Source organism: Pseudomonas chaetocerotis (assembly GCF_015712105.2).
Classification (GTDB): domain Bacteria; phylum Pseudomonadota; class Gammaproteobacteria; order Pseudomonadales; family Pseudomonadaceae; genus Aquipseudomonas; species Aquipseudomonas chaetocerotis.
In genome coordinates this window covers 222,159-239,058 of the sequence record NZ_JACFYX020000002.1, presented here as the reverse complement: position 1 = coordinate 239,058, position 16,900 = coordinate 222,159, and the positions used below count along the sequence as shown (strand labels likewise).

The following is a 16,900-nucleotide window of genomic DNA, read 5'->3' as shown; positions in this document are numbered from 1 at the left end:
GGTCATCCGTTGAGACTGAGGCTGTGCTTGATCTGCGCCCAGTGCGCGGCGTCGGCATCATCGAGCGGCGTCGGCTTGACGTAGCTGAGGGCGAGCAGGCGGCGACCATCGGCCAGCAGCACGCCGAGCTGGAACTGGTAAACCTGCTCCGGCCCCTTGCTGAACTGGCTGCGCAGCTCGACGCCGACGACGGCCTGGGTCGGGCCGACCTGGACATCCTGCAGCGCGCTGCTGCGCAGATCCTTGACCTGTTTCGCCAGCTTGGCGACCTGGGCCTCGAAGTGGCTGCGCAGGGTTTCGCCATCGCCAAGGGCGCCACGGGTGATCACCAGCGAGGTGCCGAGGTCATTGAGGCGCAGGATGTTGATGGTGCTGTCCTGCAGGTCCTGGCCGGGCAGTTGCAGGCTCAATTCCTGGGTGGTGTAGCTCATCATGAGGTTCCTTTCTCTTGCCCGAACAGGGATTTGACGGCGGCATCGATGCTGCCCTGATCACCCTGACCATCGGGCGTGGCGCCAGGGCCACCGCCGATGTTCAGGTTGAGCACGCCGCCTGTGTTGAATTCGGCGTCGCCACTGGCGTAGAGGTTGATCGCCACGCCGCTGAGGTTGATCTGGCCGCTGGCGTTGAGTTCGAGAATGCTCTTGCCGCAGACCAGACGCAGGTTCTGCCCGACCTCGATGAGGTAGCTCTGGCTGATGCTATCGGTCTTGGTCGAGCCCACCACCAGCACGTCGTCGAGCTTCACCGCGCGCAGGCGATTGTTGCCGATGGTGACGGTCTCGTTCATGCCGATGCTCTTGACCCGGTTGTGGCCCACCGAGTGGGTTTCATCCACCTCGACGACGATGTCCTGATTGCGCTCGGCGTGGATGTACAGCTGTTCGGCGCCCTTCTTGTCCTCCATGCGGATTTCGTTGAAGTTGGCCGGCGTGCCGCCCTTGCTGGAGCGGCTCTTGATGCCGCTCTGGGTGGCGTTGGCGGGCAGGTCGTAGGGCACGGTCTGCTCGGCGTTGTAGACGCGCCCGGTGATGATCGGCTGGTCGGGATCGCCTTCGAGGAAGCTGACGATGACTTCCTGACCGATGCGCGGAATCTGGATATGGCCCCAGTTCTTGCCGGCCCAGGACTGCGAGACGCGAATCCAGCAGGAGCTGTTTTCGTTGGACTGGTCGTGACGATCCCAGTGGAAGTGCACCTTGACCCGGCCGTACTGGTCGGTCCAGATCTCCTCGCCGGCTGGGCCGACCACCACGGCGGTCTGCGGCCCCTGTACCAGGGGCTTGGGCGTGCCACACAGCGGGCGGAAGGTCTGCTGGGCATCGGTGCAGGTGAGCTGGCACTCGAACTGGCCACCGCCGCCACTGCCGCTCTCCAGCGATTCCTGCGCGACGTGGTAGCGCGCGCACACCACCAGGTACTCACGGTTCTGGTCGGCGCGACCGAAGCCGGTGAGGCTGAACAGGTTGCCCGAGGCGATGCCGCGCACGCTGCCGCCAACCTCGACGCGTTCATGCAGGCTCTGCAGGGCCTCGATGCGATTGCGCGCGTACTGCTCGCCATCGCTGCTCTGCACGTAGGTACCGGGATAGTCGTACAGCGGATAGTCGCCGGCGCTGTGCGGACGGGGCATGACCGAGCGCACGTCGATACGCGCGCTGGGCCGCTGGAAGTCGTAGTCGTTGAGCTCCATCGAGCCCGGTTGCACGTGCTGAGCCAGCTGCCAGTCGTTGATGTGGTCACGCTCGCGGTGCTGCCCGTCCGGCGGGTAGTAGGGCACGCTGGCGTAACCGGGTGCCGGCACATGGGCACCGTAGGCGTCGGCGAGCACCAGCACATGGCGATCGGCCTCGTGGCGGAAGTAGTAGTAGATGCCCTCCTTTTCCATCAACCGGCTGACGAAGTCGAAGCTGGTTTCGCGGTACTGCACGCAGTACTCCCACTCGCGATAGGGACGACTGAGTGCGTCTTCGAAATCGGAGAAACCCAGGTCGCGGAATACCTGCTTGATGATCTGCGGCACGCTCATGTGCTGGAAGATGCGGCAGTCGGAGGTGCGGCTGAGCAGCCACAGCCAGGGTCGCAGGGTGACCCGATAGGCCGCGAACTGGCCACGGTCGACGGTCTGCCCGCAGGCAGCGACGATGCCATGGAAATGCCGTTCACCGCCGCCATGCTGCTGCACGGAGAGCGACAGCGGTTTGCCGAGCAACTGGTTGAGATCGAGGTTGGCGTCGTGGGACACCAGTTGCAGCTCGTACTCGAACAGGCGGCCCAGCTCGTCGCTGCCGTGCATCGAGCGCAGCAGCAGAACGTCCGGCCCGAGCGGGCTGGTGATGCGTGCAAAGCGGGTAGATTGGGTGAAGAACATAGGTCGGGGTTCCGGCCTGCCATGGCGCGGGCCGGCAGAAGCCGACCCGCGATCGGGCTCAGGCGTTGTCGGCGAAGCTGTAGGTCAGGTCGTTGTCGGCCACGCTGATGCGCACGCCGGCCAGCGGCTTGCCTTCCATCATGCGGGTGAGGAACTCGCGGCTCATGTCCGGCAGCATGCCGTTGGTGAGGATGGCATCGATCTGCCGACCGCCACTCTCGCTCTCGGTGCAGCGCGAAACCACCAGGTCGACCACCGCCTCGTCGTAGTCGAAGGGCACCTTGTGGGTGCTTTCGATGCGCGTCTTGATGCGGCCCAGTTGCAGGCGGGTGATGGCCTTGAGCATGGCGTCGCTGAGCGGGTAGTAGGGGATGGTCACCAGGCGGCCGAGCAGGGCGGGCGGGAAGATCTCCAGCAACGGCTGACGCAGGTCGCGGGCGATGCTTTCCGGCTCGGGCAGGTTATCCGGGTCCTGGCACAGGCGCGCCACGTGCTCGGTGCCGGCGTTGGTGGTGAGCAGGATCAGGGTGTTCTTGAAGTCGATCAGGCGCCCTTCGCCGTCTTCCATCACGCCCTTGTCGAACACCTGGAAGAAGATCTCGTGCACGTCCGGGTGGGCCTTTTCCACCTCGTCGAGCAGCACCACGCTGTACGGCCGGCGACGCACGGCCTCGGTCAGCACACCGCCTTCGCCGTAGCCGACATAGCCGGGCGGCGCACCCTTGAGGGTGGAAACGGTGTGCGCCTCCTGGAATTCGCTCATGTTGATGGTGATCAGGTTCTGCTCACCGCCATACAGCGCCTCGGCCAGCGCCAGCGCGGTTTCGGTCTTGCCGACGCCAGAGGTGCCGGCGAGCATGAACACGCCAATCGGCTTGCTGGGGTTGTCGAGGCCGGCGCGCGAGGTCTGGATGCGCTTGGCGATCATCTTCAGCGCGTGGTCCTGGCCGATGATGCGCTTGGCCAGCAGGCTGTCGAGGTTGAGCACGGTCTCGACCTCGTTGCGCGCCATGCGCCCAACCGGAATGCCGGTCCAGTCAGCGACCACCGAGGCCACGGCCTGGTAGTCGACGGTCGGCAGAATCAGCGGGGCTTCGCCCTGCAGCTGGCTCAGGCGTTGCTGCAGTTCGACCAGGTGGGCGCGCAGGCTCTGGTGGTCCGTGGCGCTGTCGTTATCGACGACACCCGCGCTTTCGCGCAGGCTGGCGCGGGTGGCCAGCAGCTCGTCGACCAGTTGTTTCTCTTCGGCCCAGCGGCTTTCCAGCTCGACCAGGCGCTCGCGCTCGGCGACCAGCAGGTTCTCGCTGTTGGCCTGGCGCAGGCTGACGTCGATGCCGATGGCATGCTCGCGGGCGATGATCTGCAGTTCGGTTTCCAGCGCTTCGATGCGCCGGCGGCTGTCATCGACCTCGGCCGGTACGGCGTGCAGGCTGATGGCCACCCGGGCACAGGCGGTGTCGAGCAGGCTGACCGACTTGTCCGGCAACTGGCGCGCCGGGATGTAGCGGTGCGAGAGCTTGACCGCAGCGTCCAGGGCTTCGTCGAGAATCTGCACCTGATGATGCTTCTCCATGGTCGAGGCCACGCCGCGCATCATCAGCAGCGCCTTGCCCTCGGAAGGTTCGGGTACCTGCACCACCTGGAAGCGACGGGTCAGCGCCGGGTCCTTCTCGATGTGCTTCTTGTACTCGGCCCAGGTAGTGGCCGCCACGGTGCGCAGACTGCCGCGCGCCAGCGCCGGCTTGAGCAGGTTGGCCGCGTCGCCGGTGCCGGCCGCGCCACCGGCGCCGACCAGCGTGTGAGCTTCGTCGATGAACAGGATGATCGGCTTGGGCGAGGCCTGCACGTCTTCGATGACCTGGCGCAGGCGCTGCTCGAACTCGCCCTTCATGCTGGCGCCGGCCTGCAGCAGGCCAACGTCGAGACTGCGCAGCTCGACATCCTTGAGCGAGGGCGGCACGTCACCGGCGGCGATGCGCAGGGCGAAACCCTCGACCACGGCGGTCTTGCCGACGCCCGCCTCGCCGGTGAGGATCGGGTTGTTCTGCCGGCGGCGCATGAGGATATCGACCAGTTGGCGGATCTCCTCGTCGCGGCCGACGATGGGGTCGAGTTCACCCTTGCGTGCCTGTTCGGTGAGGTCGAGGGTGAAGCGCTTGAGCGCCTCCTGCTTGCCCATCGCCGCCGGCGCCATGGCGCCACTGACCTCGCCCGGTGCTGCAGCGGCGAAACCATCGCTGGCGGCCAGGTGGTTCTCCGGCGAATCGCCGACGTACTCGTCGAAACGCTCACTCAGGGTCTGCACCTTGATCTTGTCGAACTCACCCGACAGACCCAGCAGCACCTGGCGCAGGCTCGGCGTCTTGAGGATGCCGATGACCAGATAGCCGGTGCGCACCTGATGCTCGCCGAACATCAGGCTGCCGTAGACCCAGCCGCGCTCGACCGCTTCCTCGACGTGCGAGGACAGGTCGGTGATCGAGGTCGAGCCACGCGGCAGGCGGTCGAGTGCGTCGGTCAGATCCCGCGCCAGGCGCGCCGGTTCCAGGCTGAACTGACGGATGATGCGGTGCAGGTCGGAATCCTGCAGCTGCAGGAGCTGGTGAAACCAGTGCGCCAGTTCGACATAAGGGTTGCCGCGCAGCTTGCAGAACACGGTGGCGGCCTCGATGGCCTTGTAACCGACGCTGTTGAGCTTGCCGAACAGCGCGGTACGACTGATTTCACCCATGTGAAGTTCTCCTTGATTGATCCGCCGGCGGGGTCGCTGCGGCGTGATGGCGGGCCAGCACCAGATCCCTGGCGTCGTGCTGCGGCTGGCCAAGCCAGGTGGTGTAACCCAGGCGAGCCTGGCCGTTGAGGCATAGCGCGGGGACTTCCTCGCGCTGCAATACGAGATTCAGTTGCCAGTCGAGTTCGTCGCCCAGGTATTCGGCGACCCAGGCCACCAGCGCCGCGAAGGACTCACCATCGGGCAGCATGGCGTTGTACTGCTCGAGCGTCAGCGGCCCGAAGCAGATGCGGAAGCTGTGCTGACGATCCCAGACCTGGCTGCCCAGGCAGAAGTCCACGCCCAGCTGGCTGGACTCCACGCCCAGGCGCGTTGGTTCGGGCAGGCTCAGCCAGCTGCCGGCGTACTCTTCGATCTGCACCGGCACGCCGAAGTAGTCGGCGAGGATCGCCTTGAGGCCATCGGGGTAGCGCGTCTGTGCGGCCAGGTGACCGCTGAAGTGCAGCTTCGCTGCATCGTCCAGCACGCCCTGCTGGCGCAGGCTGGGCATGCCGCGACCACTGAAGGCAGCCAGGCGCGCCGACCAGTAGTCGTCGTCGGGGCGGTCATGGCTGACGGTCGGCCGGGCTTCGGCCCAGGCGCGGTAGAACAGGGTCAGCAGACGATGATGGAACAGATCGAGAAAGTGCTTGCTGGTGCTGTCGGCATGGTTGCGCTGGCGCTCGCGCACGTATTCGGTCAGGTGCAGCGGCAGCGGCCCGTTGGGCCCGCCGAGGCCGAAGAAGTACTGTTCCAGACGCGCCGGACGCTCGTCGCTGGCGGGCGTCACGGCGGCCAGGGTAGCCGGGGCGAATGTACCTTCCTGACGCTGGCCGAGGCGCAGCGGATCGTCAGCCAGACGCCGCGAATGCCCCAGGCGTGGCAAATGCGGGTGCTCGTTCTCGATGCGTCGCAGGGCCTGGAAGAAATCGTACTCCCAGGGCTGTGCCTGCATCTGCTCAAGCGTGTCTACAGGTTCGGACGACGGCCGGGCCGGGCTTTCCATCGCATGATCTCGCCGCGTTCGGTGCTGCGTAGCACCGTTTCGGTAAAGCTGTTGAGGGATACGTAGCGCGCCAGGAAACGCTCGAACACCGCACCGAGAAGGAACACTCCGGTACCGCGAAAGGCGTTCTCGTCGAACTCCAGGGTGATTTCCAGGCCACGGCCGAAGACGATCGGGCCGGGCATCGGCAAACGCCGTGTACAGGGCTTGGCACTGACTTCGCGCAGGCCTTCGATCTGCAGTTGCAGCGCCGGATTCTGCGTGTCGCCATACAGGCGCAGCATTTCACGCAGGGCAGCGGCGCCCTGGCCCTGCTCGGCCAGTGACAGGTAGTTCAGTGACAGCTGGCTGATCAGCCGCCAGGCCTGGTTGTCGTGGGCCGGGCTGGCCCGCGGCCGGCTTGGCCCCGCGACACAGCGCACGCTCTGCACCGGCGCACTGTCGGCCAGGGTGAAGTCGCTCTTGCCGATACCGACGGTCATGAACAGCGGCAGGTCGCGGTTGGTGCACAGGGCACTGAGTCCCAGCTGGCGCAGGTCGTGGCGATAGGGCGCCTGGTGACTGTCGACCAGGCTGATGAAGGTTTCGCTGCCGACATAGCTGGAGCGAGTGCCGCTGCGGCGCTGCTCTGCCGACAGCACGCGCGGCTCACGACGTACGATGTAATAGGCCTGATCGCGGCCATAGCGAGCAGGGTCGCGCACGGCATAGAAGGGCAGGAAGGGCTGCTCCGGGCCACTGCCATGGCCGCTGACGCCGCGCAGCGAATGGATCTCGAAATCCATCGGCCGCGTGCGGTCGGCGATGGCGTGGTGCTCGTGCACCTTGTCACTCAGGTGGATACGATCCAGGCGCCGCGGGAACAGGTTGATCGCCGGGGTACAGAATGGCAGGAACTGACTGGCGCCGACCTGGTTCTGCAGGTGGCTGTCGACGCGATCGAACAACACGATCAATTCCAGCTCTTCACCGCTGCACTGGCGCACGGCACGGCGCAAACCAGAGAAATCGACGAACAGGAAACGCTGCGGCAGGGCGAAGTATTCCTGCAACAGGCGATAGCCCTGGAAGGCCTGCGGCACTACCGGCAAGGCCGCCTCGGCGTCATCGAAGCCGCAAGGGCGCAAGGCGTCGGCAGGTAACCGTTCGACCCAGTCGCGCCCGGGCTGGCGGGCAAACACGGCGATGCGGTTGCCCAGCAGTTGCTCATAAAGACGAAACGGCAGCTCGTCGAGGCCATTGAGGTACAGCGGCAGGTTGTCCAGCTCCAGGCTGGCGAAGGGTATTTCGGCGCCGCTGCGCAGGGTGATGCGCAGCGCGGCCTTGGCCCGTGGCTCGCTGGCGGCGAGGCGACCCAGCGCGGCGGTAGGGTTGCTGATGTATTCGGCATCCGCCACCTGCAGCGGCCACAGGGTCACCGCGTGAGCCGTGCGGTACTCGCAGGGAGTCTGACTGTCCTTGCCGAGAGTGGCTCGCAGCACGCTGTCGCGCGGCAGGTTGAAGCTGCCGTTGAGCGCGCCGTCGTTGGCATCGGTATGCAACTGCACCACGGTCATCGACGGCGTCGGCGCCAGGTAATGCGGGTAGGCGACCTCCAACAGGTTATGGGTGAAGGTCGGATACTCGGCGTCGAGCTTCAATTGCACGCGGGCGGTCAGGTAGGCGAAACCTTCGAGCAGACGCTCGACGTAGGGGTCGGCGCATTCCATTCCAGACAGCGACAAGCGCCCGGCGATCTTCGGGTATTCGCGGGCGAACTCCTGAGCGCTTTCGCGGATGTGCAGCAGCTCCTGGTTATACAGTTCCAGCAAACGGGGGTTCATGAGCGTCTCCGCTGCTCGGCGGGCAGCACCTGCACATGGCCGGACTCCAGGTCCACCTCGGTGCGCAGCAGCAAGGACAGGGCGACCGGTTGGGCCCACAGGTCACCCTGAATCTCGAAACTCAGGGCGTTATGGTTCATCTGTTCATGACCGACATGCGCGCGCACCCGCACGCTGTGCGCCAGGATGCGCGGCTCGAAGGTGATGATGGCGCGCTGGATAATGTTCTCCAGGGCGGCGATATCGACCCCCGAAACACTGCTGCCAGCCAGAGCCGGCAAGCCATAGTTGATCACCGAGGTGCCTGCCGGCGTGTGCCGCGTGGTGTCGGCATCGAGCAGGGCGATGGTATTGAACAGCCAGGTCAGATCGCGCAGCACCGAAGCCTTGAGTTGATTCATCGACAGCACGCGGCGATCCGCGCTTTCCTGCGGATTGCCGGGGTCATCGTCGGTCAGGCGATCGAGCAGCGAGGGCTGCAGGCGCTCGCGTGGGGTCATGGGGCTGGTCATACGCAGGCTTACCAGTCGAACATCGCGGTGTAACCCTTCTGATCACCGACACCGCGCAGGCAACTGGCACTCTGAGCCAGCACCGATGGCTCCAGCTGGCCCTCGATCAGTCGAATGGCCTTGTATTGCGAGCGACACTCCAGCTCGTTTTCAGCCACGGGAGCCACATGCAGCACCATGACGATCGGCACATTCTGAAAGATTTCGACATGTGCCTGGCCATCCTTGCCGACACTGAAATGACACGGCGAGGGAAGGTTCAGTGGCAGTACGCTCAGGTCTGGCTTGCGCAATACGCAGGCCTGCTCGGCGTTCTCCAATTTATAAGGCTGTCCTTCCAGGTCCACTTGCTCCGGGTAGCTGGATTTACCTGTGGCAGGCGGTAGAGTCGATTCGGCGCATGCACAGAGGCTGGTCAGCATGCCGAGCAGCAGCAAAGGTGTACGAAGGCGCTTGCTCATGCCAGCTCCCAGAACCAGATCTGCCGGGCCATGTGTCTCGGATCAGCGTAACGGCCTGCCGTAAAGCCGCGATTCCACAGATCGATATGGTCGCCGGTGCGCTCATCGAGGGTCTGTCCGGCTTGCTGGAAGCAATCTTTGAAGAAGATCAGTCCGGTCTTGTCGACCAGCTTGAGACGCTCCTGTGCACTGCCACCGATGATCAGCGGGCGGCCCAGGTGGTGTTTCCATAACCAGTTGGCCAATGATTCAGCGCCCCTGGCGTGTGCGTGAGCACATTTGGGTTCGGTGTAGGTGGCCTTGTTGACCTTGATGGTCTTGTCGGCATTGAGCGTGTAGCTCATGCGAATGGCACATTGGTTCGCCCATGGGCCATCACATACCTTGCCGTCGGGGTACTCGTTCCAGATCTTGAGATATTCGTTCCACAGATTGATAAACGAAGGCTTGGCCATGAAACGGTCTCATTACTGCGTGAATCGGAGTCTTACCAAGCCCGACCGCCCCCGGCGCAGACCCCGGGGGCGGCAGGATGTCAGATCTTGACGTTGGAGCGGATGTTCCAGCCGTACTTGATCGGGCCGCCGTCCTTGGTGCCGTCGGCTTTCTGCGGCTGGTAATCGACGGTGACCTTGGCGAAGTTCAGAGTGATGTTCTCGATCAGACGGTCATCGCTGCCCGAACCACCGGTGCTCAGCGAGGAGATCAGCACTTCCTCGAGGTTGATGATCAGGTACTCCACCTGAGCGTCGCCGCCCGCCTTGCGCACGGTGAGGGTGACCTTGGGCACGTGCTTGCCGCTGGAGCAATGCATCATCAGGTTGGGGGTTGCCTTGTCGACGAACTTGGTCAGCGACAGGTCCTGGATGCTCACCTTGCCAGCGCCACCGCCGGTACCGGTGTGCATGTTGCCGGACTGGGACATGCCCCAGCTCCAGTTGAGTACTTCGATTTCGTCCTTGTGGGTCTTGTCCTGGGACTCGCCCTTGATGTCACCGATTTTGATGAAGATATCGACAGCCATGTTTTCTCCTGGGTGTGGTCATCGCCACGAGGGTGTGGAAATGCGAAAAGCCCGGGGCTTTCCATGTATCAGGCAGGCGGGCCTCATGCGGCGATGCCGCCGGGCAGGACCCGCATGCCTGCCGGGGCTCAGGCGCCCTTGGCCGACGGCAGTTTGGAAACCAGCCGCAGCGACACCGTCAGCCCTTCGAGCTGGTAGTGCGGGCGCAGGAAGAACTTCGAGTTGTAGTAACCGGGGTTGCCCTCGACCTCTTCCACCACGACTTCGGCGGCGGCCAACGGATGCTGCGCCTTGGTGGTCTCGGTGGAGTGAGCCGGATCACCGTCGACGTACTTGAGGATCCAGTCCTGCAGCCAGAGCTGCATTTCGTCCCGTTCCTTGAACGAGCCGATCTTGTCGCGAACGATGCACTTGAGGTAATGCGCGAAACGGCAGGTGGCGAACAGGTACGGCAGGCGCGCGGCCAGGTTGGCGTTGGCGGTGGCGTCCGGGTCGTCGTACTCGGCCGGTTTCTGCAGCGACTGCGCACCGATGAAGGCGGCGAAGTCGGTGTTCTTCTTGTGCAGCAGCGGCATGAAGCCGTTCTTCGCCAGCTCGGCTTCGCGACGGTCGGAAATGGCGATCTCGGTGGGGCACTTCATGTCCACGCCACCATCGTCGGTGGGGAAGGTATGCGCCGGCAGGTTCGGCACTTCGCCGCCGGACTCCACGCCCCGAATGCGCGAACACCAGCCGTAATGCTTGAACGAGCGGTTGATGTTGACCGCCATGGCATAGGCGGCGTTGGCCCAGGTGTACTTGCTGCTGTCGGCGCCGTCGGTATTTTCCTCGAAGGCGAAAGCCTCCACCGGATCGGTCTTGGCGCCATAGGGCAGGCGCGCGAGAAAGCGCGGCATGGTCAGGCCGATGTAGCGCGAATCCTCGGACTCACGCAGCGAGCGCCAGCCGGCGTATTCCGGGGTGGTGAAGATCTTGGTCAGATCACGCGGGTTGGACAGCTCCTGCCAGGAGCCCATGCCCATCACGGTCGGCGAGGCGGCGGAAATGAACGGCGCGTGCATCGCCGCGCAGACCTTGGACAGCTCGCCGAGCAACTCGACATCGGGCGGCGACTGGTCGAAGTAGTAGTCGCCGACCAGGCAGCCGTAGGGCTCGCCCCCGAACTGGCCGTATTCCTCTTCGTAGAGCTTCTTGAACACCGGGCTCTGGTCCCAGGCGGTGCCCTTGAATTTCTTCAGGGTCTTGTGCAGCTCGGGCTTGGAGATGTTGAGCACGCGGATCTTCAGCTGCTCGTCGCTCTCGGTGTTGTTGACCAGGTAGTGCAGGCCACGCCAGGCACTTTCCACCTGCTGGAAATCGCTGTGGTGGATGATCTGGTTGACCTGTGCGGTGAGCTTGGCATCGATGGCGGCGATGATCGACTCGATCGACTTGATCGCATCGTTGGAGATCAGATCCGTCTGCGCCAGCGCCTGCTCGGCCAGGGTACGCACGGCAGTCTCCACCGCTTCCTTGGCACGTTCGGTCTTGGGTTTGAATTCCTGCATCAGCAGCGAAGCGAATTCGCTGGTCTGCTCGGTGCTGGCCAGTGCGGCCTGGTCTTGTTGCAACTGTTCGCTCATGGTGGTCTTCCGAATCAGGCCTGGGGCTCGTTGTCCTGGGGTTTCGGCGCACTAGCCAGGGCCTGCAGCAGTGCAGGGTCCTTGATCGCCTTCATGATGATGTCCTCGGCACCGGTCTTGCCGTCCATGTAGGTCAGCAGGTTGGCCAGCTGGGTACGGGCCTCCAGCAGTTGCTTGAGAGCATCGACCTGGCGCGCCACGGCGGCCGGGCTGAAGTCATCCATGCTCTGGAAAGTCATGTCGATGCTCAGGTTGCCTTCGCCGGTCAGCTCGTTTGGCACGTTGAAGGCCACACGCGGCTTCATCGCCTTGAGGCGCGAGTCGAAGTTGTCGACGTCGATTTCCAGGAACTTGCGCTCGGCCACTGGCGCCAAAGGCTCGGCCGGCTTGCCGGTGAGATCGGACATGACGCCCATGACGAACGGCAACTGCACCTTCTTCTCGGCGCCGTACAACTCGACGTCGTACTCGATCTGCACCCGTGGCGCGCGGTTGCGCGCGATGAACTTCTGAGAACTGCTGTTCGCCATGATTTTCTCCTGGTCGCCTGACGCGACGCGGCGTGTCGGCCTTCGGCCATCTACGGTGAAGCGTGATCCCGCATGCCAGGCCCGATCAGGCCTGGTCTGCGTCGGGGCCGCGCAGGTTTTCGAACTGGCTCATGCCATCGGGAATCAGGTTGCGCACGATGGTCGCGAAGTCGGCATTGACCAGGCTGCGAGCCCGGTTAAGCAGCACCGGCAACGGGCTGGATGGCTCGTGGCGGGCGTAATAGGTGAGGATCCGCTCGAGGCTTCTGAGCACATCATCGCGATTGCTGATTTCGCCGCTGGCGCGCGCAGCGACCGGCACCGGCGCGTGCTGCGCAAGCTGCTCTGGCGCAGCTTCGCCGCCTGCCGGGTAATCCTCCGAAGCGGCCCCAACCGGGCTGTCGCCGAGCACCTGCAGGGCCAGCTTGAGCGGCTGCTGCAGCGCAGAGAAATCCACGCCCTGTGCCGAGCCGACCTGTTCGCTGACCAGTTGCTCGATGGCGTTCAAACTGTGCAGCGCACGCTTCAGGGCTTCGTGCGTGAGCTGCAAGGCTTCGCTGTCGGCATCCTGCAGGGCGCCGCCGAGTTCTTCGACACTCAGGCTTTCGCTATTGGCCAAGTGCAGACCGGCGGCATTCAGCGCCGCGCGCAAGGTGATGTTGCCGAACACCCGCGAACGAACCAGCACGGCACTGCGCAGCAGGCCGATGGTGGTCTCGCAGGTCAGCGCGGAGAGGGTATTGATGCGGACGGTGGGGTCGTTGTCGTCATCGGCATCGAGCTGCGGATGAATCTCGGGCCAGTAGCGCGAGAGCAGTTCGAAGATCAATTCGAGGCTGTCGGCAAGGCCTTCGAGACCGCGCAGTGCCAGGCGACTTTGCAGCAGGTAGCGCGTGATGCGCAGGTCTTTGCTGCGCTGCAACAGGAGGTGACAGGCCTGTTCCAGCTGGCGCCATTCGGGCGGCTCGGCGGGCTGAATGGAATCACCCATGGCGCGCTCCGGGCGCCCCAGCGCATCGCGCTCGAGCTGGAGAAAATCGCTGTCGTATTCCAGATCGTCACCACATGGCGACGCATCTGAAACAGCGGTGAGCAACAACGAATTCTCCACGTACTCGATCTCCTTATCGATTTGAACCGTGTCACAAAAGTGCAGTAGCTTCATCCTGGCTTGCACTAAGCCAATCAACCTTTAATATTGATTGGCCACTACACGATTTCGATGGCGTCGCGCATTTTTCAACTTAAAAATGTTTAAAGTCAAGGTAGACTGGCGCCCACCCAAGACCTTTGTGACTGAGGACAAAGTTTCGGGAAGTTGCGCGCTTCGGCACATACGGGAATCACGAAGCAAAAGGTAACATCGCGTGTTTTCGCGTTCCAGAGCCCGCTTGATGGACTTTTGAAGAGGGCTGTATGCGGTCTGAAAGCCGCATGAATAAAGGCTTTCATGAGTTTTGCGGGATTCACGAAAGCCGGGCAAGGAGGCCACATGGCGCTGCGTTTGATCATCACCAGCTATCACAAGATCACCCCTGGTCAATGCCCCGAGAAAACCCTGGAATATGGTTCGCTGGCAATTGGCCGCGGGCCTGATAATGACTGGGTATTACCGGACCCGTCGCGCCTTGTTTCGACGAAGCATTGCCTTGTGCAAAACAAGGATGGCCGCTACTACATCACCGACAGCAGCACCAATGGTGTGGAGCTGGTCAAGGCTGGTGTACGCATGCAACGCGGCAACAGTGAACTTCTGAATCACGGCGAAGTTATTCGCATCGGTGAATACGAAATTCAGGTAGCACTGGAAAGTTCCATTGCAGAAGGCGCCGCACCGTTTTCCGCCGTCCCTTCCGGGAGCAGTTTCGAAGCCCTGATGGCGAGCCGTCAGGACGCTCCGCCCGAACCTTTCAGCTCCCCGGCAACCCCCTTCGACTCCCCGGCCAGCGCCCACCTGCAGAGCGTCGCCCCACACGAGACATTGCCGGATCTTTTCGACTTTCTCGGCCCAAGCACATCGGCGCCAGTACCTGTCTCCGATCATGTCCCGGCGCAGCAGCATGACTTCCGTCCACCGGAGGTCAGAACCCCTCCGGTCGAGCAGAAACCAAGCCTCGAGCCAGGCCTGATCCCTGATGACTGGGACCTGCTCGACAACATCACACCTGCCGCGGCAACCCCGGCAGCAGCGCCAGCCGTGGACCTTGCCCTGCAGGCAGAGCCGGCACCTTTGCCACCTCTGCCTGCAGTACCTGCCCCCGCGCCTGCTCCTGCCGCCAGTCAGCCGCAGGTTGCTCAGAACGACGACATGCTGCTGCAGGCCTTCCTCCGCGGTGCCGGGCTGGAGCGCCTGCGCCTGGATACCCAGCAGGCAGGCGCGCAGATGGAAAGCATCGGACGCAGTTACCGCCTGATGGTCGATGGTCTGATCGACGTGCTGCGGGCGCGCAGCAGCCTCAAAGGCGAGTTCCGCCTGCAGCAGACCATGGTGCAGCCAGTGGAAAACAACCCACTGAAGTTCGCGCCCAACGCGGAAGAGGCCCTGCTCCTGCTGCTGCGTGGCGGCAATTCGGCGTTCATGTCGGCCGACCAGGCCGTGCAGGACGGCTTCGATGATCTGCGCGCCCATCAGTTGGCCGTCATGGCAGGTGTGCAGGCGGCCATTCGTCACCTGCTGGCGCGCTTCGAGCCGCAGGAGCTGGAAGCGCGCATGGGCAAGGGCGGCGGGCTGGCCAGCCTGCTGCCGAACGCTCGCCAGGCGCAGTGCTGGCAGCAGTTCGTCGAACTCTACTCGACCCTTTCGCGCGAAGCCGAAGACGATTTTCAGGACCTGTTCGGCCGCGAGTTCGGCCGGGCCTATGAGCAACATATCGCCCGTCAACGTCGCCCTTGAGGGCGCAGACAAGGATGAGCAACGTGTGCAAACGAACACCCCGGCCCGTTCTGTTGGGCCTTCTGCTGGCAGCACTGAGCAGTGGTTGCAGCAAGGACGCGATGGAGAGTGCCGACACCGCGCAGGAGCCGACCACCGTAGTCCTGCTGCTGCAGGCTGGCGATGAGCTGAACCCCACCACCGACGGCTACAGCGCGCCCGTACGCGTGCGCCTGCTGGAGCTGCGCAGCGCCGCCGCGTTCAGCCGGACAGATTACTTCAGCCTCGCCGAACGTGCGGCGGCAAGCCTGGGCAACGAACGGGTGGCTGAGGATGAATGGCTGGTGCATCCCGGCCAGACCCGTGAATTGACCCGTGTGCTGGATCCGGCAACCCGTCATCTCGGCCTGGTGGTCGGCTACCGCGAAATCGACCGGGCGCAGTGGCGCCTGGTGCTGGAGCCGAAGCAGGGTACGCACACTCATTACCGCATCGACCTCGGGATCAACGCCGCCAGCGCTGCTGAGCTCGCCGCGCCGTCTCGCCTTGATTCTCGCTAACAGGAGCCCCCTGATGTCCTGGAACAACCGTGTGATCTGGTCCGAAGGCATGTTCATCGGCACCCAGCATTTCCAGCAGCACGACCGCTACCTGGAGGCGCTGATCGATGCACGCAGCCGCCCACTGTCAGCGGCTGGCTGGGGCTTCGCCGACCTGCAACTCGATATGGGGCTACTGGCACAAGGCAAACTGGCCATCGTCAGCGCCCGTGGTCTGCTACCCGACGGCACGCCGTTCAATATCCCGCAGGACGACGTGGCGCCAGCGCCGCTGGAAATCCCCGACGACCTGCGCGACGGCGTGGTCTATCTGGCCCTGCCGCTGCGCCGGGCGGGTGTGCGTGACACCGTCGAAGCGGGTGAAGCACTGGGTGGCGCGCGCTACCGTGGCCAGGTTCGCGAGGTGCGTGACGACAACGCCGCATTCGAAAGCCGCGTACCGGTGATGGTCGGCGAACGCGCACTGCGTTTGCTGACCGCCGCCGACGGCCTGCAGGAATACGCCGTACTGGGCGTCGCGCGAGTCCGCGAAAAACGCGCAGACCGGGCGCTGGTGCTGGACGAACAGTACATTGCGCCGCTGCTCGACGTGGCAGCAAGTGCGCCGCTGGCAGCATTTCGTGGCGAGCTGCTGGGCCTGCTGCATCAGCGCGGCGAAGCACTCGCCGGGCGTGTGGTGGCCTCCAGCGCCGGCGGCGCCTCGGAGATCGCCGACTTCATGCTGCTGCAGCTGGTCAACCGCGCCCAACCATTGTTCGCCCACCTGGCCCAACTGCAACCGCTGCACCCGGAGCGCCTGTACAGCGAATTGCTGGCCCTGGCCGGTGAATTCGCCACCTTTGCAAGCGCCGGGCGGCGCCCGTCGGAGTTTCCGATCTACCTGCACGACGATTTGCAAAGCTGTTTCACCCCGGTGATGCAGGCGTTGCGTGAAGCGCTGTCGATGCTGATCGACAGCAAGGCCGTGCCGATTCCCATCGTCGAGAAGGCCTATGGTGTGCACGTGGCCATGCTGGCCGACCGCAGCCTGCTGGATAACGCCAGCTTCGTCCTGGTGGTACGCGCCGACATGCCCGCCGAAACCCTGCGCGGACGCTTCGGCCAGCAGAGCAAGATCGGCTCGGTGGAGCACATTCGCGACCTGGTCAACCTGCAGCTGCCGGGCATCAACCTGCTGCCGCTGCCGGTGGCCCCACGGCAGATCCCGTTCCACGCCGGCTCTACCTACTACGAGCTGGACCGTGGCAGCGAACACTGGAAGCAGCTGGCACATTCCGGCGGCTTCGCCTTCCACGTCGCGGGCGAGTACCCCGGCCTGAACCTGGCCTTCTGGGCGATACGGGGTTAAT

The 16,900-nt window shown here is 64.0% G+C and carries 15 protein-coding genes; 3 read left to right on the top strand and 12 right to left on the bottom strand.

The features are described 5' to 3' along the window. Nucleotides 1-2 precede the first annotated feature (2 nt). The 12 genes from H3221_RS05055 to tssA all read right to left on the bottom strand — a co-directional run bounded on the left by H3221_RS05055 (nt 3) and on the right by tssA (nt 13,230). On the bottom strand, nt 3-431 hold the full coding sequence (locus tag H3221_RS05055) for a DcrB-related protein (protein ID WP_196474355.1): 429 nt from the start codon (nt 429-431) through the stop codon (nt 3-5). Then, a complete protein-coding gene (locus tag H3221_RS05050; RefSeq protein WP_196474356.1) occupies nt 431-2,371 on the bottom strand; it encodes a type VI secretion system Vgr family protein in 1,941 nt (646 codons plus the stop codon). Before H3221_RS05050 ends, H3221_RS05055 begins: the two co-directional genes overlap by 1 nt. Nucleotides 2,372-2,429: 58 nt before the next feature. Then, on the bottom strand, nt 2,430-5,102 hold the full coding sequence (tssH, locus tag H3221_RS05045; RefSeq protein WP_196474357.1) for a type VI secretion system ATPase TssH: 2,673 nt from the start codon (nt 5,100-5,102) through the stop codon (nt 2,430-2,432). Then, complete coding sequence (gene tssG, locus H3221_RS05040) at nt 5,095-6,147, bottom strand: type VI secretion system baseplate subunit TssG (RefSeq protein ID WP_196474358.1); 1,053 nt, start codon at nt 6,145-6,147, stop codon at nt 5,095-5,097. Before tssG ends, tssH begins: the two co-directional genes overlap by 8 nt. After that, entirely contained in the window at nt 6,111-7,970 is a 1,860-nt protein-coding gene (tssF, locus tag H3221_RS05035) for a type VI secretion system baseplate subunit TssF (RefSeq protein ID WP_196474359.1), read from the bottom strand. Before tssF ends, tssG begins: the two co-directional genes overlap by 37 nt. Beyond that, a complete protein-coding gene (gene tssE, locus H3221_RS05030; protein ID WP_196474360.1) occupies nt 7,967-8,482 on the bottom strand; it encodes a type VI secretion system baseplate subunit TssE in 516 nt (171 codons plus the stop codon). The genes tssF and tssE overlap by 4 nt, the downstream gene beginning before the upstream one ends. An 8-nt stretch (nt 8,483-8,490) precedes the next feature. After that, on the bottom strand, nt 8,491-8,943 hold the full coding sequence (locus H3221_RS05025; protein ID WP_196474361.1) for a hypothetical protein: 453 nt from the start codon (nt 8,941-8,943) through the stop codon (nt 8,491-8,493). Next, a complete protein-coding gene (locus H3221_RS05020) occupies nt 8,940-9,398 on the bottom strand; it encodes a T6SS effector amidase Tae4 family protein (RefSeq protein ID WP_196474362.1) in 459 nt (152 codons plus the stop codon). Before H3221_RS05020 ends, H3221_RS05025 begins: the two co-directional genes overlap by 4 nt. An 80-nt stretch (nt 9,399-9,478) precedes the next feature. After that, nucleotides 9,479-9,967, bottom strand: a complete 489-nt coding sequence (locus H3221_RS05015; protein ID WP_196474363.1) for an Hcp family type VI secretion system effector — start codon at nt 9,965-9,967, stop codon at nt 9,479-9,481. A 128-nt stretch (nt 9,968-10,095) separates the two neighbouring features. Continuing rightward, nucleotides 10,096-11,589, bottom strand: a complete 1,494-nt coding sequence (gene tssC / locus H3221_RS05010; RefSeq protein WP_196474364.1) for a type VI secretion system contractile sheath large subunit — start codon at nt 11,587-11,589, stop codon at nt 10,096-10,098. A 14-nt stretch (nt 11,590-11,603) separates the two neighbouring features. Next, entirely contained in the window at nt 11,604-12,119 is a 516-nt protein-coding gene (gene tssB, locus H3221_RS05005) for a type VI secretion system contractile sheath small subunit (RefSeq protein WP_263482684.1), read from the bottom strand. Nucleotides 12,120-12,204: 85 nt separating this feature from the next. Continuing rightward, nucleotides 12,205-13,230, bottom strand: coding sequence for a type VI secretion system protein TssA (tssA, locus tag H3221_RS05000; protein ID WP_196474365.1), 1,026 nt, complete (start codon nt 13,228-13,230; stop codon nt 12,205-12,207). A gap of 381 nt (nt 13,231-13,611) precedes the next feature. On the opposite strand from tssA, the gene tagH reads away from it, so the two are divergent. From tagH to tssK, 3 genes are read left to right on the top strand one after another with little or no spacing between them, the layout of a single operon-like run. Further along, on the top strand, nt 13,612-15,012 hold the full coding sequence (gene tagH / locus H3221_RS04995) for a type VI secretion system-associated FHA domain protein TagH (RefSeq protein ID WP_196474366.1): 1,401 nt from the start codon (nt 13,612-13,614) through the stop codon (nt 15,010-15,012). Nucleotides 15,013-15,035: 23 nt separating this feature from the next. Then, nucleotides 15,036-15,551 (top strand): type VI secretion system lipoprotein TssJ, encoded by a 516-nt coding sequence (gene tssJ, locus H3221_RS04990; RefSeq protein WP_224490499.1) that lies wholly within the window; start codon nt 15,036-15,038, stop codon nt 15,549-15,551. 13 nt (nt 15,552-15,564) lie between these two features. After that, nucleotides 15,565-16,899 carry a type VI secretion system baseplate subunit TssK gene (tssK, locus tag H3221_RS04985; RefSeq protein WP_192984163.1) on the top strand — a complete coding sequence of 445 codons (1,335 nt, stop codon included), beginning with the start codon at nt 15,565-15,567 and terminating at the stop codon, nt 16,897-16,899. Nucleotide 16,900 lies beyond the last annotated feature (1 nt).